Source organism: Rubrivirga marina (genome assembly GCF_002283365.1).
GTDB lineage: Bacteria > Bacteroidota > Rhodothermia > Rhodothermales > Rubricoccaceae > Rubrivirga > Rubrivirga marina.
The window spans coordinates 647638-669459 of record NZ_MQWD01000001.1 but is presented as its reverse complement, the minus strand read 5'-3'; the positions used below and the strand labels follow the sequence as shown (position 1 = coordinate 669459).

Annotated in this window: 19 protein-coding genes; 15 read left to right on the top strand and 4 right to left on the bottom strand. The window is 73.5% G+C overall.

What is annotated here, in order from left to right; translation table 11 throughout:
• The first annotated feature begins 10 nt into the window (after positions 1–10).
• The 5 genes from BSZ37_RS02650 (at position 11) to BSZ37_RS02630 (ending at position 5437) form a co-directional block, all read left to right on the top strand.
• On the top strand, positions 11–1780 hold the full coding sequence (locus BSZ37_RS02650; protein WP_095509054.1) for a GMC oxidoreductase: 1770 nt from the start codon (positions 11–13) through the stop codon (positions 1778–1780).
• A gap of 62 nt (positions 1781–1842) precedes the next feature.
• The gene (locus BSZ37_RS02645) at positions 1843–3282 is read left to right on the top strand and encodes a Gfo/Idh/MocA family protein (protein WP_095509053.1); all 1440 of its coding nucleotides are present in this window, start codon (positions 1843–1845) and stop codon (positions 3280–3282) included.
• A 102-nt stretch (positions 3283–3384) separates the two neighbouring features.
• On the top strand, positions 3385–4248 hold the full coding sequence (locus BSZ37_RS02640; protein WP_095509052.1) for a sugar phosphate isomerase/epimerase family protein: 864 nt from the start codon (positions 3385–3387) through the stop codon (positions 4246–4248).
• A gap of 1 nt (position 4249) precedes the next feature.
• On the top strand, positions 4250–5161 hold the full coding sequence (locus BSZ37_RS02635) for a hydroxypyruvate isomerase family protein (protein WP_095509051.1): 912 nt from the start codon (positions 4250–4252) through the stop codon (positions 5159–5161).
• Positions 5162–5179: 18 nt separating this feature from the next.
• Positions 5180–5437 carry a hypothetical protein gene (locus BSZ37_RS02630; RefSeq protein WP_095509050.1) on the top strand — a complete coding sequence of 86 codons (258 nt, stop codon included), beginning with the start codon at positions 5180–5182 and terminating at the stop codon, positions 5435–5437.
• Here the strand turns inward: BSZ37_RS02630 and BSZ37_RS02625 are convergent.
• A complete protein-coding gene (locus BSZ37_RS02625; RefSeq protein WP_095509049.1) occupies positions 5434–5844 on the bottom strand; it encodes a T9SS type A sorting domain-containing protein in 411 nt (136 codons plus the stop codon). The genes BSZ37_RS02630 and BSZ37_RS02625 overlap by 4 nt on opposite strands.
• A 350-nt stretch (positions 5845–6194) precedes the next feature.
• Between BSZ37_RS02625 and BSZ37_RS02620 the strand changes: the two genes are divergently transcribed.
• The 9 genes from BSZ37_RS02620 (at position 6195) to BSZ37_RS21380 (ending at position 16270) form a co-directional block, all read left to right on the top strand.
• Entirely contained in the window at positions 6195–7364 is a 1170-nt protein-coding gene (locus tag BSZ37_RS02620) for a Gfo/Idh/MocA family protein (RefSeq protein WP_095509048.1), read from the top strand.
• A gap of 62 nt (positions 7365–7426) precedes the next feature.
• Entirely contained in the window at positions 7427–8062 is a 636-nt protein-coding gene (locus BSZ37_RS02615) for an HAD family hydrolase (protein WP_095509047.1), read from the top strand.
• Positions 8063–8120: 58 nt separating this feature from the next.
• On the top strand, positions 8121–9131 hold the full coding sequence (locus tag BSZ37_RS02610; protein WP_095509046.1) for a sugar phosphate isomerase/epimerase family protein: 1011 nt from the start codon (positions 8121–8123) through the stop codon (positions 9129–9131).
• Between the two features lie 80 nt (positions 9132–9211).
• Positions 9212–9532, top strand: coding sequence for a high-potential iron-sulfur protein (locus tag BSZ37_RS02605; protein WP_095509045.1), 321 nt, complete (start codon positions 9212–9214; stop codon positions 9530–9532).
• Between the two features lie 6 nt (positions 9533–9538).
• Positions 9539–10630: an ADP-ribosylglycohydrolase family protein gene (locus BSZ37_RS02600; RefSeq protein WP_095509044.1), complete on the top strand. Its 1092-nt coding sequence runs from the start codon at positions 9539–9541 to the stop codon at positions 10628–10630.
• Between the two features lie 123 nt (positions 10631–10753).
• A complete protein-coding gene (locus BSZ37_RS02595; protein ID WP_095509043.1) occupies positions 10754–12343 on the top strand; it encodes a sodium:solute symporter in 1590 nt (529 codons plus the stop codon).
• 92 nt (positions 12344–12435) lie between these two features.
• Positions 12436–13173, top strand: a complete 738-nt coding sequence (locus BSZ37_RS02590; protein WP_179299446.1) for a lycopene cyclase domain-containing protein — start codon at positions 12436–12438, stop codon at positions 13171–13173.
• Positions 13170–14153, top strand: coding sequence for a Brp/Blh family beta-carotene 15,15'-dioxygenase (locus BSZ37_RS02585; RefSeq protein ID WP_179299445.1), 984 nt, complete (start codon positions 13170–13172; stop codon positions 14151–14153). The genes BSZ37_RS02590 and BSZ37_RS02585 overlap by 4 nt, the downstream gene beginning before the upstream one ends.
• A complete protein-coding gene (locus BSZ37_RS21380; RefSeq protein ID WP_143537538.1) occupies positions 14150–16270 on the top strand; it encodes a PfkB family carbohydrate kinase in 2121 nt (706 codons plus the stop codon). The genes BSZ37_RS02585 and BSZ37_RS21380 overlap by 4 nt, the downstream gene beginning before the upstream one ends.
• A gap of 18 nt (positions 16271–16288) precedes the next feature.
• On the opposite strand, the gene BSZ37_RS02575 is transcribed toward BSZ37_RS21380, so the two are convergent.
• A complete protein-coding gene (locus BSZ37_RS02575; RefSeq protein WP_095509040.1) occupies positions 16289–16681 on the bottom strand; it encodes a VOC family protein in 393 nt (130 codons plus the stop codon).
• A 120-nt stretch (positions 16682–16801) separates the two neighbouring features.
• Here BSZ37_RS02575 and BSZ37_RS02570 point away from each other — a divergent pair, with 120 nt between their 5' ends.
• Complete coding sequence (locus tag BSZ37_RS02570) at positions 16802–18238, top strand: L-serine ammonia-lyase (RefSeq protein ID WP_218830372.1); 1437 nt, start codon at positions 16802–16804, stop codon at positions 18236–18238.
• 16 nt (positions 18239–18254) lie between these two features.
• On the opposite strand, the gene BSZ37_RS02565 is transcribed toward BSZ37_RS02570, so the two are convergent.
• Both BSZ37_RS02565 and BSZ37_RS02560 read right to left on the bottom strand, forming a co-directional pair.
• Positions 18255–21134, bottom strand: coding sequence for a serine/threonine-protein kinase (locus BSZ37_RS02565; RefSeq protein WP_095509039.1), 2880 nt, complete (start codon positions 21132–21134; stop codon positions 18255–18257).
• Positions 21124–21783 (bottom strand): ECF-type sigma factor, encoded by a 660-nt coding sequence (locus tag BSZ37_RS02560; protein WP_095509038.1) that lies wholly within the window; start codon positions 21781–21783, stop codon positions 21124–21126. The genes BSZ37_RS02565 and BSZ37_RS02560 overlap by 11 nt, the downstream gene beginning before the upstream one ends.
• Positions 21784–21822 lie beyond the last annotated feature (39 nt).

Here is a 21822-nt window from a genome sequence, read left to right as displayed (position 1 = left end):
GTCCGAACGAATGCAGAACCACAGCGGCCACGGGGCCACGACCATCGAGAAGCTCCGGACGGTCCACGTCCAGGCCAGCTCCGAGCCCTACGACGCCATCGTGATCGGGTCGGGGATGTCGGGCGGGTGGGCCGCCAAGGAGCTCACTGAGAAGGGCCTCAGGACGCTCGTCCTCGAGCGCGGCCGAAACGTCGAGCACGGGGCCGACTACGTCACCGAGCACCGCGCGCCGTGGGAGACGCCGTTCCGTGGGCGCGGCGACCGTCGCGCGGTCGAGGAGCGCCAGTTCCGCCAGTCGAAGGCCGGCCCGTTCAACGAGAACACGGCCCACTGGTACGTCGACGATGTCGACCACCCCTACGAGACCGGCGAGGACGACGCGGCCGACGAGTTCCTGTGGGTGCGGGGCTACCACCTCGGCGGGCGCTCCATCATGTGGGGCCGCCAGACGTACCGGCTCTCGGACATGGACTTCACCGCCAACGAGCGCGACGGGCGGGGCACGCGGTGGCCCATCGGGTACGCCGACATCGAGCCGTGGTACTCGCACGTCGAGCGGTTCGTGGGCATCTCGGGCGAGGCCCTCGGGATCCGTAACCTGCCCGACTCGGAGTTCCTCCCGGCGATGCCGCTGACGGCCGTCGAGCAGCACGTTCGCCAGTCGATCGCGGACACGTACAACGGGCGGCCCATGACGGTCGGGCGCGTGGCGATCCTGACGCAGGCGCACAACGGACGGGCCGGGTGCCACTACTGCGGCCCGTGCGACCGCGGGTGCACGGCCGGCGCCTACTTCTGCTCGCTCTCGTCGACGCTCCCGGCCGCCCAGGCGACGGGCAACCTCACGATCCGGCCCGACTCCATCGTCCACTCGCTCGTCTACGACGAGGAGGCCGACCGCGTGACGGGCGTCCGCGTCGTCGACCGGAATACGAAGGAGGAGATGGTGTTCAACGCGAGGCTCGTGTTCCTCAACGCGAGCGCCATCGGGAGCGCGATGATCCTGATGAACACGAAGACGCCGCGCTTCCCCGACGGCCTCGGCAACCAGTCGGGCCTCCTCGGCAAGGGGATCATGGACCACCACTTCATGGTGGGCGCCAACGGCGAGATCCCGGGCTTCGAGGACCGGTACACGTTCGGCAACCGGCCGAACGGGATCTACATCCCGCGCTTCCAGAACCTCCCCTGGGACCCGTCCTCGAACCGCGACTTCATCCGGGGCTACGGCTACCAGGGCGGATCGAGCCGCGGGGGCTGGGGCCGCGGCGCGGGCATGGGCGGCGTGGGCGTCGCCCTCAAGCAGAGCCTCCGGGAGCCCGGCCAGTGGAGCTTCTCGATGTTCCCCTTCGGCGAGACCCTCGCCTACGACGACAACCGCGTCGAGCTGACCGACCAGGTCGATCAATGGGGCGTCCCGATCCCCCGAATCGTCGGCTCCATCCGCGACAACGAACGGCGGATGCGGGTCGCGATGCAGAACGACGGGGCCGAGATGCTCGAGGCCGCCGGCGCGGTCAACGTGAGCACGTGGGAGGCCCCGTACCGGCTCGGCGAGGGGATCCACGAGATGGGCACGGCCCGCATGGCGGCGACGCCTGAGGAGGGCTGCGTCGACGAGTGGAACCGTGTCCACGAGATCCCGAACCTCTACGTCACCGACGGCGCCTTCATGACGTCGGCCGGCTGCCAGAACCCGTCGCTGACCTACATGGCCTTCACGGCCCGCGCCGTCGACCACGCCGTGAACGCGGTTAACAACGGCGACCTCAGGGTGTAATGGGTGAGGGGTGAAGAGTGAAAGGCCCTTCACCCCGACTCATCACGCATCACTCATCCCTCATGAACCGTCGCTCTTTCGTTCGCACCACGGCCGCCGCGAGCGCGGCGCCGTTCGTCGTCCCGCGCCACGTGCTCGGGGGCGCCGGCTATGTCGCGCCGAGCGACACCGTCGCCGTTGGCGTGATCGGGGCCGGCGGGATGGGCGCCTCGAACGCCGTCCCCCTCGCGATGATGGACGACGTCCGCATCGCGGCGATCGCCGACGTCGACATGGGCCGCGTGTGGGAATCGGTCCAGGGGCGCCTCGATGCCGACGACCCGGGGCGCCGCCAGGAGGGCGAGGCGCTCCGCGACGCCTACGAAAGTGCCACCCAGTACGCCGACTTCCGCGAGATGCTCGCCGCGGCCGACGGTCTCGACGGCGTCGTGATCGCCACGCCGGACCACGTCCACGCCATCGCCGCGCTGATGGCGATGGACCGCGGGCTGGCCGTCTACGCCCAGAAGCCGCTGACGTACACCGTCGACGAGAGCCGCCGGCTGACCCAGAAGGCAGCCGCCACCGGCGTCGTGACGCAGATGGGCAACCAAGGCCACTCCGGCGACGACGGCCGGCGCGTGGTCGAGGTCGTCCGCGCCGGCGTGCTCGGGCCGATCCGCGAGGTCCAGTCGTGGACGAACCGGCCCAACGGGTGGTGGCCGCAGGGCGTCCCGGCGACGGAGCCCGCGCCCGTCCCGGACGGCCTCGCGTGGGACCTCTACCTCGGCCCCAACGAGGACCAGCCCTACCGGCCCGGCATCCACCCGTTCGGGTGGCGCGGGTGGGTCGGCTTCGGCGTCGGCTCGCTGGGCGACATGGGCGCCCACCTCGTCGACTTCCCCGTGTGGGCGCTCGACCTCGGGCGCCCGGCCCGCGTCGAGACGCGCCACACGCCGTGGGGCGGCGACCGTGAGGACCCCGCGACGTACCCCCTCGCGACCGTCACGACGTACCACTTCGCCGGCCTCGGCGCCGAGGCCGGGGCGGCCGACGCCGGCCAGAGCCTCGCCATGACGTGGTACGACGGCGGCCTCCTCCCGCCGACGCCCACGATCGCGCCCGACGGCTTCACGCTCGACCCCAACGGCGGCGTCATCTTCGTCGGCGAGCGCGGGATGCTGATCCACGAGACGTACGGGACGAACCCGCGCTTCCTGGCCAACGACCCGGGCGTCGACCTCGCGGCCGAGGCGGCCGACGTGCCGGTCTCGCTCCCGCGCGTCGAGGGCGGCATCGGCGGCCACGAGATGAACTGGGTCCGCGCGATCCAGGGGCAGGCCGAGGCGTCGAGTCCGTTCGCCTACGCCGCGCACCTCAACGAGATCATGCTCCTCGGCGTGGCCGCCATGAACGCCGGCCAGCCCATCGCCGTGACGCCCGACGGCCGGATCACGAACCACCCGGCCGGCGATGCCCTCCTCACCCGGACCTACCGCGCCGGCTGGGAGCTTCCTTCGTAGAGTTCGGAGGGGGAGTTCAGAGCGGGCTGCGCTGGCTCTCGGCCCACCGTTGAACTCGGCGAACTCCGAACCCTGACCGCTGAACCCTGACCTCCGACCCCCATGAACCGCCGCCACTTTCTCCGCCAGTCGGGCGCCGCGCTCGCCGCGGGCGCCATCCTCGGACCGGGCGCTTCGCGCGCGCTCGCCGCCGCCCGCGCCGCCGACGTCCCCGCCGAGATCGGGATCCAGCTGTACACGCTCCGCGACATCTTCCCCGGCGACGTCAACGGGGTGTTCGACATGCTCACGCGCTTCGGGTACGGCGAGGTGGAGACGGCGGGCTACGCCGACCGCTCGCCGGCCGACTTCCGCGCCGCGCTCGACGCGCACGGCCTCACGTCGCCGTCGGCCCACGTCGGGATCGACCTCGTCCGCGCCGACATCGACGGCGTCCTGGAGGCGGCGCAGACGGTTGGCCACCGGTACGTCACGATCCCGTGGCTGCCGCCGGACCAGCGGCCCGACCGCGACGGGTACCTCGCCCTCGCCGACGAGATCAACGGGTTCGGGGAGCAGGCCCAGGCCGCGGGCCTGACGATGGCGTACCACAACCACGACTTCGAGTTCGACACGTTCGGGACCGACCGGCCCGCCTACTTCGACTTCGTCGAGCGGCTCGACCCGGCGCTCGTGGCCCTCGAGCTCGACCTGTTCTGGGCCGTGGTGGCGGGCTACGACCCCGTCGACGTGTTCGAGCGCTACCCCGGCCGCTTCCAGATGTGGCACGTCAAGGACGGGACGGGGACCGGCGACGAGATGACGCAGACGGTCGTCGGCCAGGGCACCATCGACTGGCCGCGCATCTTCGCCGCCAGCGAGACGTCCGGCCTGGAGCACGCCTTCATCGAGGCCGACTTCCCGCCGAACGACGAGAGCCTGGCCTTCGCCGAGGCCAGCATCGACTACGTCGAGTCCCTCCGCTAGCGTGCGCCGCCGCGACTTCGTCCGCGCGGCCGGCGCCGCGCTCCCCCTCGCGGGCTGCGCACCCGCCGCGCTGGCGCCTCCCACGGCCAGCCCGGCGGGCGCGGACCCGTCCGCCTCGGCCGCGTCGCCGACCGGCCCGAGGCGGGCGGCCTCGTTTCGCCACTCGGTCACGCGGTGGCCCTTCGGCGAGTGGTCGCTCGACGAGCTCTGCGAGACGGCCGTCGAGTTGGGCATCGAGTCTGTCGAGCTCGTGCAGCCGACCGACGCGCCGACGCTGGTGCGCTACGGCCTCACGTGCGCCATGACGGCCCACCCGCCGGCCGCCGAGGACGCCCTCCGCGTCGGCTGGAACAAGCGGGCGCACCACGACGCGCTCGTGGCCGCCTACGAGCCCCAGATCCGCGCGACGGCCGCGGCGGGGTGGACCAACCTCATCGTGTTCTCCGGCAACCGCGACGGCCAGGACGACGCCGAGGGCCTGGAGCAGATGGCCGAGGGGATCGAGCGGATCCTCCCGCTCGCCGAGGCGGAGGGCGTCACGCTCTGCATCGAGCTGTTCAACTCGAAGGTGGACCACCCCGACTACATGGGCGACTCGTCGGCGTGGGGGCTCGCGCTCGTCGAGCGGATCGGAAGCCCACACTTCAAGATCCTCTACGACATCTACCACATGCAGATCATGGAGGGCGACGTGATCCGCACCGTGACCGAGAATCTCGACGCGTTCGTGCACTTCCACACGGCGGGCGTGCCGGGACGCCACGAGATCGACGAGACGCAGGAGCTGTTCTACCCCGCCATCGTGCGCGCGCTCGACGCCGCCGGCTTCGCGGGCTTCGTGGCCCAGGAGTTCATCCCGACCGGCGACCCCCGCGCGGCCCTCGCCGACGCGATCCGGCGCTGCTCCGTCTGATCGACCGCCGTCCTCCCGATGCCTGACCCTGCCGAGCGGTCGCCCTTCCGCGGGGTCACCTACGCCGTTCTGGCGCTGTTCTTCCTGGTGGTGGGCGTGCGCGACCTGACGGCCGAGCCGCCGAACGCGTCCGCCGCCAGCTGGGAGCTGATGTTCGCCGCCGCGAACGCGCTCCTCTTCTGGGCCTTCCGCGGCGGCCCTCCCTGGGTGCGGACCGTCGCCTACGGCCTGTTCTTCGGCGCCGTCGTCGCGGCCCTCTCGGACATCGTCCTCTAGCGGCGGCGGCCCCGCGACGTGCCGTCCCAGCGATCGTGTCCGCCCGCCTCGGCGACCCCGGCCAGGGAGCCGCCGAGGCGGACCGGGGGGCAGCGGGCCACCGTGAGCCGCTGCACCGCCGTCTGGCCGTCGGCCGCCGTCGGTCGCACGAGGTAGACCCCGGGCGGCAGCGTGGCGCCGTCGAGCGTGGCGCGGTGCGCGCCGACCTCGACCGGGCCCTCGGCCAGCACGGCGACCTCACGGCCGAGCGCGTCGTAGACCGCCAGCCGCACCGCCGTGGCCGCCTCGACGGCGGACACGACCGACGTCTGACCGCTCGTCGGGTTCGGGAACGGCGTCGCGAGCTCGGAGGCCGGAGCGCCCGAGAGCACGCCCTCCCACGCCGCGTCGTCGGCCTCGCCCCACACCGCCGTCGGGTCGCCCCCGTCGGGACGGGCCTCGACGTCGGGTCGCCCGCCAGCCGGCCGCTGGCGGGGTCGTGCTTGACAAACGAGGAGGCGTCGGAGCCGGTGGCGCTGAAGGCGCCGGCCTCACAGACCACCCGCGCGGCGTAGGCGTCGAGGATCTCCTGGGGCGGATTGCACGCGCCGCCCGGGGCGTTCTCGCTGAGCTACGGGGACGGTGGCTGGAGTCCGCGCGCCTGACGTGCAGCCGCGAGGGCGCCGCGCGCCGCCCTCGTGCGTCCGCCCGTGGGCTCGCGTGTGGACGTGGGGGGGCTCCCGGGCGTACTCTGCGTAAGCCCTTCCGCCCTTTGCCCATGTCTTTGAATCGACCCCTCCGCGCCGGCATGGTCGGCGGCGGCCCCGGCGCCTTTATCGGCGAGGTCCACCGCCGCGCCCTCCGCGTCGACGGCCTCGCCACGCTCGTGGCCGGCGCGTTCTCCTCCGACCCCGACAAGTCCAAGCGCCACGCCGCGACGCTCGGCGTCGAGCGGGCCTACGGCACGTTCGAGGAGATGGCCGAGGCGGAGGCGGCGCGCGAGGACGGCATCGACGTCGTCTGCATCGTGACGCCGAACCACGTCCACGCGCCGGCGGCCCTTGCTTTCCTCGAGCGCGGGATCCACGTCATCTGCGACAAGCCGATGACGACGACGCTGGAGGACGCCGAGGCGCTCGTCCGCGCCGTCCACGACTCGGGCCTCGTGTTCGCGCTGACACACAACTACACGGGCTACCCGATGGTCAAGCAGGCCCGGGCGATGGTCCAGGGCGGCGAGCTCGGCGAGGTCCGGAAGGTCGTCGCCGAGTACAGCCAGGGCTGGCTCTCGACGCCGGTCGAGCGGGAGGGCAACAAGCAGGCCGCCTGGCGGACCGACCCGAAGCTGGCGGGCGCCGGCGCCATCGGCGACATCGGGTGCCACGCCGAGAATCTCGCCGCGTACGTGACAGGCCTCCACCTTACCCGGATCTGCGCCGACGTCCGGTCGGTCGTCGAGGGCCGCCCCATCGACGACGACGCGAGCATGCTCCTCCGGTTCGACAACGGCGCCGCCGGCGTCCTCCACTGCTCCCAGATCGCGGCCGGCCTCGAGAACGGCCTCAGCCTGGAGGTCTTCGGCGAAAAGGGCTCGCTGATCTGGCACCAGGAGGATCCGAACGAGCTCCGCTTCCTTCCGCGCGAGGGCCAGGAGCGCGTCTACCGCCGCGGCCACGACGACCTCGCGCCGGCCGCCCGGCACGCCACACGCCTCCCGCCGGGCCACCCCGAGGCGTTCAACGAGGCGTTCGCCAACGTGTACTCGAACGCGCTCCGCACGATCGCCGCCCGGCTCGCCGGCCAGGAGCCCGACCCGCTCGACCTCGACTTCCCGACGGTCGAGGACGGCGCCCGGGGCGTTCACTTTATCCTGACGGCGCTGGAGAGCGGCGAGAAGGAAGCCTGGGTCGACGCGAGCTACGAGCCTCCGGCGAGGGATGCGGGATAGAGGGATACGGGATGGGCCGACGCCCGTCTCACCCCCTATCCCTCTCCCATCCCTCTTCCCCCATGCCTCTGCCCACCACCGTCGTCTTCGACCTCGGCGGCGTCCTCATCGACTGGGACCCGCGCTACGCGTACCGCCAACTCGGCGGGACCGACGAGCAGATCGAGCACTTCCTCGAGCACGTCGCCACGTCCGAGTGGAACCGCGGCTTTGACGCGGGCAAGCCGTTCGCGGAGGGCATCGCGGAGCGGTCGAAGGAATTCCCGGAGCACGCCGAGTGGATCGAGGCGTGGTGGAGCCGCTGGCCCGACATGCTGGGCGGCGCCATCGACGGGACGGTCGACCTCTTCCGCGAACTGAAAGAGGCCGGCACGCCGGTCTACGCGCTCACCAACTGGTCGGCCGAAACCTTCCCCATCGCCCAGGAGCGGTTCGACTTCCTTGGCTGGTTCGACGGGATCGTCGTGTCCGGCGAGGTCGAGAAGGCCAAGCCCGACGCCGACATCTTCGAGCACCTCGTGGAGGACTTCAGCATCGAGCCTGCGAGCGCCGTCTTTATCGACGACAGCGCGCCGAACGTCGCGACGGCCCGGCGGCTCGGCTTCCACGGGATCGACTTCACCACGCCCGCCGCGCTCCGCGCCGACCTCGTCCGCCTCGGGCTCCCCGTCGCCGAGGCGCCTCCGGCTGACGAGTAGTCCCGCCGCGACGCCGAGGCGCTTGCAGCCCGCCTCTCTTCACCTCTCACCCTTACCCATGCGTCCCGTTACCCTGTTCACTGGCCAGTGGGCCGACATGCCCATCGCCGACCTCGCGCCGAAGGCCGCCTCCTGGGGCTACGACGGTCTCGAGCTCGCCACCTGGGGCGACCACATGGACGTCCACAAGGTCCTGGAGGAGGACGGCTACGCCGAGTCCCAACAGAAGCTGCTGTCCGACAACGGCCTGAGCCTCTACGCCATCTCGTGCCACCTCGTCGGGCAGGCCGTGGCCGACAAGATCATCGACGGCCGCCACAAAGCGATCGTGCCGCCCCATGTGTGGGGCGACGGCGACCCCGAGGGCGTCCGCCAGCGCGCGGCCGAGGAGGTGATCAAGACCGCCGAGGCGGCCCACAAGCTGGGGCTGGAGATCGTGACGGGCTTCACGGGCTCGCCGATCTGGCACCTCTTCTACTCGTGGCCGCCGAACCTCCCCGAGGACATCGAGGCCGGCTTCCAGGAGACGGCCGAGCGGTGGACGCCGATCCTCGACCGGTTCCAGGAGCTCGGCGTCCGGTTCGCGCTCGAGGTCCACCCGAGCGAGATCGCGTTCGACGGGCCGAGCTGGGCGCGCGCGCTGGACGCCATGGGCGGCCACCCGGCGTTCGGCGTCAACTTCGACCCGAGCCACTTCGGCTACCAGAACGCCGACTACGTCCGATTCATCCGCGACCACGGCGACCGGATCTTCCACGTCCACATGAAGGACGTCTGGTGGTCCGACGTGCGGACCGAGGCGGGCACGCTCGGCGGCCACACCGACTTCGGCGACCCGCGACGCTCGTGGGACTTCCGGAGCCTCGGCCGCGGCAAGATCGACTTCGAGGAGATCATCCGCGCGCTCAACGACGTCGGCTACGAGGGCCCACTGTCGGTCGAGTGGGAGGACATGAAGATGGACCGCGAGCACGGGGCCGCCGAGGCCGCCGCCTTCGTCAAGCGCGTCGACTTCCCGCCGTCCGACATCGTCTTCGATCAGCAGTTCTCGAAGGCCAGCGAGGGGTAGGCCCTGACGCCGACCCCCGCCGTCTCCGCCGTACGTTCTCGCTGGCGGGCACCCGTTCCCTCGCTCACTCCCACACTCTCATGTCCGACTCCGTCTCCCGTCGTCGCTTCCTCGCCTCCGCCGGCGCCGTGCTCGGCGTCGGGCCGATCCTCTCCGCGTGTGGGGGCGGGGACGTGACCGCCGCCTCGTGCGCGGGCTACGACCAACTCGACGCGGCGGCGCTCCAGCAGCGCCAGAGCCTCGAGTACGTCGACGTGTCGCAGGTCCCGGGCCAGCGGTGTGACAACTGCCGGTTCTACAACGCGCCCGAGGGCGGCTCGCCGTGCGGCGGGTGCCAGCTGTTCGCCGGGCCGGTCGCGCCGGCCGGCTGGTGCCGCTCGTGGGTGGCGATGGCGGCGTAGCGCGCCGTGCCCGAGTCGAGCGCCCGCTCCCGCGTCCGCGGCTGCCTCCTCGGCGGCGCCGTGGGCGACGCGCTCGGCGCGCCGGTCGAGTTCGTCCGCCACGCCCAGATCGTCGAGCGGTACGGGCCGGGCGGGCCGAGCGAGATCGGCGAGGCCTACGGCGTCCACGGCGCGATCACGGACGACACGCAGATGACGCTGTGGACGGCCGAGGGCTGTCTGCGGGCGTACCACCGGGGGGCGACGAAGGGCGTCGTCACGATCCCGGGCGTCACGCTCAACGCGTACATCCGGTGGCTCGACACGCAGGAGGAGACGCCGCCGGGGCCGGACGCGCACACGACCAGCTGGCTGTTCCGCATCCCGGAACTCCACGCCCGGCGGGCGCCCGGCACGACGTGCCTTCGTGCGCTCGAAGTGCGGCGGGCGAAGCAGCCGTTCCAGAACCAGTCGAAGGGGTGCGGCGGCGTGATGCGCGTCGCGCCGGTGGGCCTGCTGGCGGACAACCCGAAGCAGGCGTTCACGCTCGGGGCTGAGATCGCGCAGCTCACCCACGGCCACGTGACCGGTTACGTCGCGGCCGGCGCGTTCGCCCTCGCCATCCACGCCCTCCGCGAGGGCGCCACACTGGACGAGGCGATCGGCCGGTCGATCGTGGCGTCGGCCCACGTCACGGGCGGCGGAGAGACGGTCGCCGCGCTCGACCGGGCCCGCCAGCTCGCGGCGTCGGACACCGACGAGGTCGAGGCCGTGCACGCGCTGGGGACCGTGACGCCCGGCCAGGGGCCCGGCTGGGTGGCCGAGGAGGCCCTCGCCGTCGCCGCCCTCTGCGCGCTCCGCCACCCGGCCGACGTCGAGCGGGCGCTCCGGATGGCCGTGACCCACGACGGCGACAGCGACTCGACGGCGTCCATCTGCGGCAACCTCCTCGGCACGGCGCTCGGCGTCGAGGCCCTTCCCGAGCGCTGGCGCACCGAGGTCGAGCTGGTCGACGTGATCCTCCAAGTCGCCGACGACCTCCACGACGCGCGGGCGGTGGAGGTCGACGGGTACGGGCGGACGGGGCCGGGCTGGTACGACCGCTACCCGCCGGGGTAGGGCGGGCCGACGCGCGAGGCGGCCCGCCTCGGGGAGTGGAGGGACGAGGCCAAACGCTGAGAAGCGCGGAGTGGAAACGCTTCCGCAACTCGGGTACCTTCACGCTCACTCCACCGATTGCCCATGCCCGAGTTCACTCTGACGACGCTCGACATCGCGGTCGTCCTGGCCTACGGTGTCGTCATCTTCGGCATCGGCCTGTACTTCTCGCGCCACACCGACGACGGGGAGGACTACTTCCTGGCGGGCCGCTCGCTGACGTGGGGGCTCATCGGGATCAGCCTCGTCGCCTCAAACCTGTCGTCGTCGTCGATGATCGGGATGGCGAGCGCGGCGTACGGGGGCATCGGGCTCTCCGTCTACAACTACGAGTGGATGGCGGCCCTGGTGCTCGTGGTGTTCGTGCTGTTCTTCCTCCCGTTCTACCTCAAGAGCGGGATCTACACGATGCCCGAGTTCCTCGAGAAGCGGTTCGACGGGCGGAGCCGGACCTACTTCTCGGCCATCTCGATCTTCCTGTCGGTCATCGTCGACACGGCCGCGGCGCTCTACGCGGGGGCCCTCGTCGTCCAACTCCTCTACCCCGACTTCCCGCTCTGGGGCTCGATGACGATCCTCGCCCTCGTCGCCGGCGCCTACACGATCGCGGGCGGGCTCAAGGCCGTCGTCTACACCGACGCCATCCAGGGGACGCTCCTGCTGGTCGGCGCCGCGGCCGTCTCGTTCATGGCGTGGCAGCGCTCCGGCGGCTGGGACGCCGTCGTGGCCGTGACGCCGGAGGAGAAGCTCTCGCTCATCCAGCCCCTCTCGAGCCCCGACATGCCGTGGCTCGGGCTGATCACGGGCGTCTTCCTCCTCGGGTTCTATTTCTGGACGACCAACCAGTTCATGGTCCAGCGCGTGCTCGGCGCCAAGAACCTCGACCACGGCCGCTGGGGCGCGCTCTTCGGCGGGCTCCTCAAGCTGCCCATCCTGTTCCTCATGGTGATGCCGGGCACGTTCGGGCGCGTGCTCTACCCCGAGGGGATGGTCGCCAACCCGGACCAGATCTTCCCGACGCTCCTCTTCGACCTCCTGCCCGCCGGGTTCCGGGCGCTCGTGCTCACGGCCATGGTCGCCGCCATCATGTCGAGCGTCGACTCGACGCTCAACGCGGCCTCGACGCTGGTCACGATGGACTTTGTCAAGAAGTACCGGCCGAGCACGTCGCCCCAGGCCCTGGCCCGGATCGGGCGGATCGTGACGGCCATCTGCATGGTGGTCGCGATTGTCTGGAGCCCCATCATCACGCGGGCCGACACGCTGTGGGACTACCTCCAGTCGACGCTGGCCTACGTGGCGCCGCCGGCGATCGCCCTCTTCGTGCTCGGGGTGTTCTGGAAGCGGGCCAACGGCCACGGCGCGCTCGCGGGGCTGGTGGCGGGCCACACCGCCTCGGTGATCTTCTTGGTGCTGAGCATCACGGACGTCCTCCGGTTCAACTTCCTCTACCTCGCGCCCATCCTGCTCCTGATCTCGATGGCCGCCATGGTGATCGTGAGCCTCCGGACGGCGCCGCCGCCGGCCGAGAAGACGGAGGGGCTCATGTGGACGCCCGCCTTCTTCCGTGCCGAGACGGAGGAGCTCAAGGGCGTCCCGGCGTGGAAGAACTACCGCGTTCAGTCGGCCGTGCTCGTCGGGCTCACGGCGGTCGTGGTCGGGCTGTTCTGGTAGGGTGGGGGCGCGCGAGTCCGGAAACACCCGACGGGACGGGCGGCAACCGCGCGCGCCGGCCACCGTTGGCGTTGCCCTCCTCTGCGCGGCCGGTGACGTACCTCCAGTTCCACTTCGTCTTTACGCTCCCGGTCCTCGCGGCGCTCGCGCTCCTGCAGGGGCGGACGCGCGAGCCGTGGTGGCCGCTCGCGCTCATCACGGGCATCGCGTTCGTCTACACGACGCCCTGGGACAACTTCCTCGTGGCCAACGAGGTGTGGACGTACCCTCCGGACCGTGTCTGGGCGACGATCGGCTACGTGCCGGTCGAGGAGTACGCCTTCTTCGTGATCGAGTCCGTGATCGTGGGGCTGGTCGTGCGGCTCCTCCAGGCGCGCTGGCCGGCCGAGCCGGCGGCCCCGAACGTGACGGCGCGCGTCGTGGGGACGGCCGTGTTCGCGGTGCTGTCGGTGGTGGGGGTGGCCTGCGTGGTGGCCGGCGGCCGCTGGCTCTACCTCGGGCTGATCCTGGCCTGGGCCTTCCCGATCCTCGCGCTGATGTGGGGACTGGGCGGGCACCTCATCTGGGCGCGGCGGCGGCTCGTGGCGTGGGCCGTGGTCCCGACGGCGTTCTACTTCTGCCTCGCCGACCGGGTGGCCATCGGGCTCGGGATCTGGGACATCACCGACGCGACGCGGACGGGGTGGGAGGTGGCCGGGCTCCCGTTCGAGGAGGGCCTGTTCTTTTTCGTGACCGCCCAACTCGTGGCGCAGGGGCTCGTGATGCTGGAGCGCGACGCCCTTCCCGAGACGGTGGGCAGGCTGCGGCGCGCGCGGCCGGTACCGGCGTGACGTTCCCGTTCGCGTGGCGGTGGGGCGGCCTCGCGCTGGCCTGGGGGGGCGTGCTAGGCTCCCTGGCATTGACACCGGCTCTCGCCGATGCCCCGGCCGCCGTGCTCGCCCTCCCGTGGGTGTCGAGCGCCGTCGTCCTGGGGCTGCCGCACGGCGCCGTCGACCCGCTCGTTCCGTTCGCGATGCGGGGTGAGCCCCTCCGCCTCGGTCCGCTCGCGCGCCTCTGCGTGGCGTACCTCGCGCTCGGCGCGCTCGTTCTCGCGGCGTGGTGGGCGGCGCCGACGGCGGCCGCCGTCGGCTTCGTCTTGCTGACGTGGGCGCACTGGGGACAGGGTGACGTCTACGCGCTCCGGGCGCTCGGGTGGGACGCGCACCTCGCGGGCCCGGCGCAGCGCGTGCTGGCCGGCGCCGTCCGCGGGGCGCTGCCGATGGCCGTCCCGCTGGCGGCCCACCCCGAGGTCTACGCCGAGGTGGTCGGGGCGATGGCGGCGGCGCTCCAGCCCGACGGCGCCGAGGCCGCGCGCCGGCTCGTGCTCGGCATTCCGTCTGCGGTCGTGTGGGTCGGCCTCGGTGTGCTGATCGGCGTCTATGCCATGTGGGGCGCGGTCGTGGGCCGCCGACGCCGCGCGTGGCGGTCGCTCGGGCTGGATCTGGCGGAGGTCGCCGGCCTCGCCGTGTTCTTCGCCGTGCTCCCGCCGCTGTGGAGCGTCGGCGTGTACTTCTGCCTGTGGCACGCGGTCCGGCACCTCGCCCGGCTCGGGCCGCTCGTGGCCGACGGATCGGCACGGCGGCTCTCGCTGTACGCCGCGCCCGCGACGCTCGGCGCGCTCGCCCTCATCGGCCTCGTGTTCGCGGACGCGCTCCGCGGGCGGGTCGCGAGTGTCGGCGCCTACCTCGTCGGGATCGCGGCTCTGACCGTCCCCCACGTGGTCGTGGTCGCGTGGATGGACCTCCGACAGCACGTATGGACCGGCCGATGACCGCGCTCGACCTTCTGCGCCAGTCGCTCACCGAGGCGGGCTATCTCGCCTCGCCGACGGACCGGACCAACTACCGCCGCGTGTGGGCGCGCGACGGCGTGATCTGCGGCCTCGCCGGCCTCGTCTCGGGCGACGACGCGCTCGCCGACGGCCTCCGCCAGACGGTCGAGACGCTCCTCGCACACGTCGGGCCGCAGGGGCAGGTCCCGTCGAACGTGTCGGTGGTAGACGGCGCGACGGAAGCGGTGAGCTACGGTGGGCTGGCGGGGCGCGTCGATGCGGGACCGTGGGCCGTGCTCGGCGCGGCGCGCTGGGCCCAGCATTCGGGCGACGCGGCGTGGGCCGCGCGGTGGGCGCCCGCGATCGGCGGCGTGCTCAACCTCCTCGACGCCTGGGAGGTCAACGCGCGCGGGCTCGTCTACGTCCCGCAGTCCGGCGACTGGGCCGACGAGTACGACCTCCACGGGTACCTCCTCTACGACCAGGTGCTCCGTCTGCTGGCGCTCCGCGCGTGGGCGCCCTGGGCGCCGTCGCCGGCCTCGGTCGCCACGCGGGCCGACCGACTCCACGCCCTCATCGAGGCGACGTTCTGGCCGCACGCGGCGGGCGACGCTGAGGCGGCCTACCACCCGGCGGCCTACCGCTCCTCGCTTTCGGACGGCGAGAGGTCGCACCCGCTCGCCGCACTCACGCCCGGCGGCTACGTCCGGCGGTTCGACGCGCTCGGCTCAGCGCTGGCCGTCCTCGCGGACCTTTGGCCCGATCGCCGGGACGCGCTCCTCGATCACGGGCTGGCGCTCGCCGAGGAGGCCGCGCCCCGGCTCGTGCCCGCCTTCGCCCCTCAGATCCGCGAGGGCGACGACGGATGGGCGACGTTGCGCGGGACCGTCCGAGACCGGTTCTCAAACCGGCCCGGGCACTACCACAACGGCGGGTGCTGGCCAATGGTCAACGGCTGGTGGGTGGCCGCGCTCGCCGAGGCGGGGCGGGCCGACGACGCTCGTGCCCTCCTCGACCGTGTCGCGGCCGCCAACGGCGAGGCCTTCCCCGAATACCTCGACGCCGAGCGTGGCGAGCGTCTCGGCACGACGCCGCTCGCCTGGAGCGCCGCCGGTGCGGTCCTCGGCGGCGCCGCCCTCGAGGGTGGCCTCGGGGATTGGACGCCCGCCCTCATGCTCGAATCAACGCCCGAGGCCGCGGCGCCGCTCGTCGTCGTCGCCGGCGAGGTGCTGGCCGACCTGATCACGAGCGAGCCCACAGACGACCTCGGGGGGGCCGCCGTGTTCGAGCGCCACGCCGGCGGGAGCCCGGCGAACCTCGCGAGCAACCTCGCTCGCTTGGGCGTGCCCGTCGCGCTCGTGGCGTCCGTCGGCGACGATGGGCTCGGGCAGTTTCTGACGGCCGCCGCCGAACGCGTGGGCGTCGACGCCCGGTTCGCGGTCCGCGACGAGCCGACGAGCCTCGTGGCCGTCGCCCGCTCGGCCGGGACGCCCGACTTCGTGGCCTACCGCACGGCCGACCGGCTCCTCTGGCCGAGCCAGCTCCCGGACGCGCTCCTCCGGCGGGCCCGGCTGTTCCACACGTCCGGCTTTGCCCTCAGCCGCGAGCCCGCCCGCGCGACGCTGCTCGACGCCGCCGCGCGCACCCGCGCGCTCGGGCTGGCGGTTTCGATCGACGTCAACTTCGCGCCCGACACGGACGTGCGACGAGCCCACCAGCAGGACGCCGCGCGCCGGGTTCTCGCGCTCAGCCCGCTCGTGAAGTGCAGCCGCGACGACCTCACGCGGCTTTGGGGCCGCGACGCCGCCAGCGACGACGCGGCCGTCGGCCACCTCCTCGGCCTCGGCGCCTCGCTCGTCTGTCTCACGCGGGGCGCCGACGGCGCGCTCGTGGCGTGGGACGACGACCTCGTCGAGGTCCCCGCCGAGCCCGTCGAGGCGGCCGACGTGACGGGCGCGGGCGATGCCTTCTGGGCCGGCTTCCTGGCCGCGTGGCTCGCGGGGCAGGACCCGTCGGACTGTGCTCGAGCCGGCGCGCGGATGGCCGCGCGGAAGCTCACCCACGTCGGCCCGCTGCCGGACGCGGTGGACGCTGCCGCCGTGCTCGGGGCGGCGTAGGGGGGCCCGGAGGCGCGCTCAGTTGGGCTCGCCCACCTGCGTCGAGACCCACCACGTGTTGCCCGCCGGCCCGCGCACGCCGCACCGCCGGTCGCCGTCGCCCTTCTGCATCGGCGGCTGGACCGCCGTCCCGCCCGCCCCGATGGCGCGACGGAAGGTCTCGTCCACGTCCGGGACGTAGACGTGGAGCCACACCGGGAACGCCGGGAAGCCCGCGCCGGCCTCGGCGATCATCACGACCGTGTCGTCGATCCGGACCTCGGCGTGCTCCAGCCGGCCGTCGGGCAGGTCGAACCGGCGCAGCAGCTCGGCGTCGAGCGCGTCTGTCAGAAAGTCGATCACGGGCTGGGGCTCGTCGACGAGGAGATAGACCGAGACGCTGGAGTAGCCGTCGGGCTTGTAGGCGGCCATGAGAAGGGGAGGGGACGGGGCCCCACAGCGTACGACGACCGGCGGGGCGCTCGCGGGCCCGCGGCTCGGAGTTCAGCGAAAGGCAACGGTGCGCGCCTCCGGCGTGCCGACCTTGCGCCCATGACCGAGACCCCCGCTCCGGAGGCGCTGAGCGTCTTCGACATGCTCAAGATCGGCGTCGGGCCGTCGTCGTCGCACACGCTGGGCCCGTGGCGGGCCGTCCAGCGGTGGCTCGCCGAGCTCGCCGAGGCGGGCGTCCTCGACCGCGTCGAGCGCGTCCAGATCCACCTCTACGGCTCGCTCGCGCTCACGGGCCGCGGCCACTGCACCGACCAGGCCGTCTGGCTCGCGCTCCTCGGCCACGACCCCGTGACCATCGAGGTCGAGCGGATCGGGGAGACCGTCGCAGCGCTTCGGGCCGACCGGCAGCTCCGCCTCGGGGGGCGCGCGGTCCCGTTCGACCCCGAGGCCGACACGGTCTTCCACCCGGCAGAGCGCCTGCCGGGCCACGCCAACGGGATGACGTGCGTGGCCGTGGTCGACGGCGCCGAGCGGGCGTCGACCTACTACTCGGTCGGCGGCGGGTTCGTGGTGGCGGAGGGCGAGGCGCGGGCGCAGGCCGCCGGCATCCGGCTGCCGCGCCCGGCGCAGGTCCCGGCCGAGATGCTCGAGCACTGCCGCGAGGCCGACTGCCGCATCGCCGACAGCGTGTGGGAGAACGAGCGCGCGTGGCGGACCGACGACGAGATCCGCGAGCGGCTCCGCGCCCTCTGGGCCGTCATGCGCGAGGGCGTCTTCCGCGGGTGCCACACCGAGGGCGTCCTCCCCGGCGGCCTCGGCGTCGAGCGCCGCGCGGCCGGCATCAACCGCCGGCTCCTCCCCGACGACGACGCGCAGACGTCCGCCGAGTGGATCGCCGCCATCCGCGGCCGGCCGTTCTCCTTCAAGCAGACCCTCCAGTGGGTCAGCGCGTTCGCGCTCGCCGTCAACGAGGAGAACGCGAACCTCGGCCGCGTCGTCACCGCGCCGACGAACGGGGCGGCGGGCGTCATCCCGGCCGTCCTGTTCTACCTCGTCTGCTTCTCCGACGAGGAGGTCACGGAGGAGCAGGTCCTCGACTTCCTCCTCGTGGCCGGCGAGGTCGGGACGTTCTTCAAGAAGGGGGCCACGATCTCGGCCGCGATGGGCGGGTGCCAGGCGGAGGTCGGCGTGTCGAGCGCGATGGCCGCGGCGGCGCTGTGCGAGGCCGAGGGCGGGACGCCCGCGCAGGCGTTCCAGGCCGCCGAGATCGCCATGGAGCACCACCTCGGGATGACGTGCGACCCCGTCGCGGGGCTCGTCCAGATCCCCTGCATCGAGCGGAACACGATGGGCGCCGTCAAGGCCATCAACGCGGCCGAGCTGGCGCTGGCCGGCGCGCCAGACCGCGCGAAGGTCTCGCTCGACGCCGTCATCCGGACGCTCCGCGAGACGGCCGAGGGCATGTCCGACCGGTTCAAGGAGACGTCGCAGGGCGGGCTCGCCACGAACGTCTCCGTCCGGTTCACCGAGTGCTGACCGGCGACGAGGGCGGCTAGCGGGCCCGGTCGAGCGCCCGTCGTGCCCGGCGGGTCGCGTCGTCGTCCGGCCCGAGGTCGGCCACGAGCGCCGGGAGGGCCTCCTCGAGCAGCGGCACGGCGGCCTCGGGCGAGCCCGTCGCGAGGAGCGCCTCGCCCAGCAGTGCCACCGCCCGGTCGTCGTCGGACTCGGAGCGGACGCGGTGGGCCGGACGCGAGAGGACGTCCCGGGCCTCGACGGCCGAGCGGAGCGGGCCGATGGCGTCCTCCGCCCGGCCAAGGTCGAGGAGCGCTCGACCGTGGAGCATCGCCGCGTGGGCCCGCGTTCGGCTGGAGGCGTCGAAGGCGCGGCTCCGGTCGAACGCCTCCCGATAGAGGCGCCCGGCCTCGGCCGCGTCGCCGGCCTCCGCCGCCGTGTGGCCGGCCGCCAGGTACGTCGACGCCACGACGGCCGATTCGGCGCCGTAGGTCGCCGTGGTGAGGCGGATCGACTCGTCCCACGCCGCGGCGGCCTCGTCGTAGCGGCCGGCGGCGTGGAGCGCGCGTCCCACGTTGCCCGAGGCGGCGGCGTAGCGTGTGCCGTCGGTCCCGAGGACCGCGCCGACCCGCTCGAACCGGCGCCGGTAGACCTCGGCGGCCTCGTCGTACCGCTCCTGGGCCATGAGGGCCGACCCGAGCGAGGCGAGAATCTCGATCGCGATGGTCTGGTTGCCGGCCCGCTCTGTGATGGCGAGTCCCGCCCGCGCGTCGCGTTCGGCCGCCTCGGGGCCGTCGCCGGCGACCTCCGCGCGGACCCCGAGGGCCTCCGCCGTGCGGACGTCGTCGTCGCCGAGGACGCGCCGGCGGAGGGCGAGCGCCTCGTCGACTGCCGCGGCGCCCTCGTCCTGCCGGCCCATCGCGTTGAGCAGGCTGGCGAGGTCGAGCAGGACGACCGACCGCTCGTACGGCTCGGTCTCGGCGGGGAGCACCGCGAGCGCCTGGCGGAGGAGCGGCTCGCTCCGCCCGTGCTGGTGTGCCGAGGCCACCTGCATGGCGAGGAGGGCCAGCAGGCGCCCGAGGCGGGGACTCTCCTCGCCCTCCAGCCGCCGGCACAGCGCGACGGCCTCCTCGAGCGTCGCGACCGTCTCCTGCGGGGTCATCACCTGGTTGCCGGCGAGGGTGGCCTGCGTCTCGAGCGCGTCGAGGACGAGCGCGTCGTCACCGGTCGCGCGCGCGTCGGCCACGGCCGACTCGAAGACGTCGCCGGCTCCGGTCGGGTCGATGGGGTAGAGGCCACGGGCGAAGAGGAGGCGGGCGCGGACGGCCTCAACGGCGTCGGGCGCGGCGCCGTCCGATTGCCGGAGCGCGAGGGCGCGCTGGGCGAAGGCCACGGCCGAGTCGGGCCGCCCGAGGCCGAGGTAGGCGTCGCCGACGACGAGGTAGAGGCCGGCCCGGACGGCCGATTGGCCAGCCAGCTCCGCGTCGATCCGCCGCGCGCCGCGCTCGAGGAGGTCGAGCGCGAGGAGCGATTCGCCCGAGGCCGTCGGGTCGGCGCCCTGGAAGATGCCGGCGAGGAAGTCGGCGGTGGCCGCGCTCTCGGCCGCGGCGGCGCGGGCCTCGCGGGCCTGCCACGCCGTCGTCGCGCCGCCGGCGACGACGGCGAGGGCCACGAGCACCGCCGACGCCACGGCCGTCTTGTGGCGCCCCGTGAACCGCCGCGCCCGGTACCACGCCGAGGGCGCCCGCGCGGTCACGGGCTCGCCCGCGAGGTACCGCCGGAGGTCGGCCGCGAGGTCGTGGGCGCTCGCGTAGCGGGCCTCGGGCTCGCGCCGGAGCGCCGTGAGGACGATCGCGTCGAGGTCGCCGCGGAGCCGCTTCGCCTCGGTCGTCGAATCGGCGACCCCGCTGGGCGGGCGGGGGTCGGTCGTGCGGACGGCCTCGGCCCAGGCCTCGCGCGTCGAGCCCTCGATGGGGCGCCGGCCCGTGAGGAGCTCGTACAGGAGCACGCCGAGCGCCCACACGTCGGCCGCCGTCGTGATCGGGCCGCCGGCGACCTGTTCGGGCGCTGCGTAGCCGGGCGTGAGGGGCGCCACGGGCCCCTCGACGGTCAGCGGGTCGTCGGCATCGGCGTCGAGGAGGCGGGCCACGCCGAAGTCGAGGAGCGCCACGCGGGCGCCCGGCGGGACGCCGTCGGCGGTGCCGGTCGGCGTGTCCTCGACGGTCGGCGTGCTGCGCTCGCCCACGAGGACGTTCGACGGCTTGAGGTCTCGGTGGACGACGAGGTGCCGGTGCGCGTAGGCGACGGCGTCGCAGACCTGGACGAACAGGCGGAGCCGCGCACGGAGCCCGAGCCCTCGGCGGTCGGCGTAGGCCGTGATCGGCTCGCCCTCGGCGTACTCCATGACGAGGTAGGGCGCGCCGTCGTCGGCGACGCCGCCGTCGAGGAGCCGGGCGATCCCGGGGTGGTCGAGCGAGGCCAGGATCTGCCGCTCGCGGAGGAACCGGCGGACCCGGCTCGGCGCCACGAGCCCGAGCCGCTTCAGCGCCGCCCGCTGCTCGTACGCCCCGTCGGCCCGCTCCACCAGGTCGACGCGGCCCATCCCGCCCCGGCCGATCTCGCGGACCACGCGCCACGGCCCGACGCGCTCGCCGACGATCGGGCCGTCGTCCAGGAGGACCGCCGCGTCGTGTGCGCCGAGGTCGAGGCCGTCGGTCCCGGTCGTGGCCTCGGCGTCGGCGGCGAGAAGGCTCTCCACCTCGGCGCGAAGCGCCGTGTCGGGCTGGCCGTCGGAGGAGCGGCAGAGCCGGTCGAGCGCGGCCGGCCGTTCCTCCCGGGGAAGGTCCGCGACGACGTCGAACGCCTCGGCGACGCGGGCCCACCGGGTGGCCTCGGGGTCGGCGGGGGCGTCAGGCGGCATCGGAGCGGGGGGGTCTGTACGCTCCCTCCGCAGCTCCCGGCGTGTCCGGGTCACGCTCCACGAGCGCGCGGTGGAGCCACGCGCGGGCGCGGCGCCAGTCCCGCTTGGCCGTGGCCTCCGAGACGTCGAGCGCGGCGGCCGTCTCCTCGAACGTGAGCCCGCCGAAGTAGCGGCACTCGACGACGCGCGCGGCCCGCTCGTCGAGCGCGGCCAGCTTCCCCAGCGCCTCGTCGACGTCGAGGACCCGCTCGGCGAGCGCGTCGAGGTCGCCATCGGGCAGGCCGCCGGCCGTCGTCAGGCCCATGGGCTTTTCGCCGCCTCCGCGCTTGAGCGCGTGGTGCCGCCGGGCGTGGTCCACGAGGACGTTCCGCATGGCCCGCGCGGCGGCGGCGAACACGTAGGCCCGTTCGGGCACGAGGGTGTGTCCGGCCAGCCGGAGGTACGCCTCGTGGACGAGCGCCGTCGTCTGGAACCCGTCGACGTCGTAGCGGCGCCGCTGGGCCCGCGCGATCCCGCGGAGCTCGTCGTAGACGATGGGCAGGAGCCGGGCCACGAGCTCATCTTGCGAGAGGTCGCCCGCGGCGGCCTCGCCGAGCACGGCCGTCACGGCGCCGACGCGGTCGGGGTGGCGGTCGTCGGAACGGGGCATGGCGGGAGCGGTGGGCGGTCGGAAGGTAGGCCCCGCTCA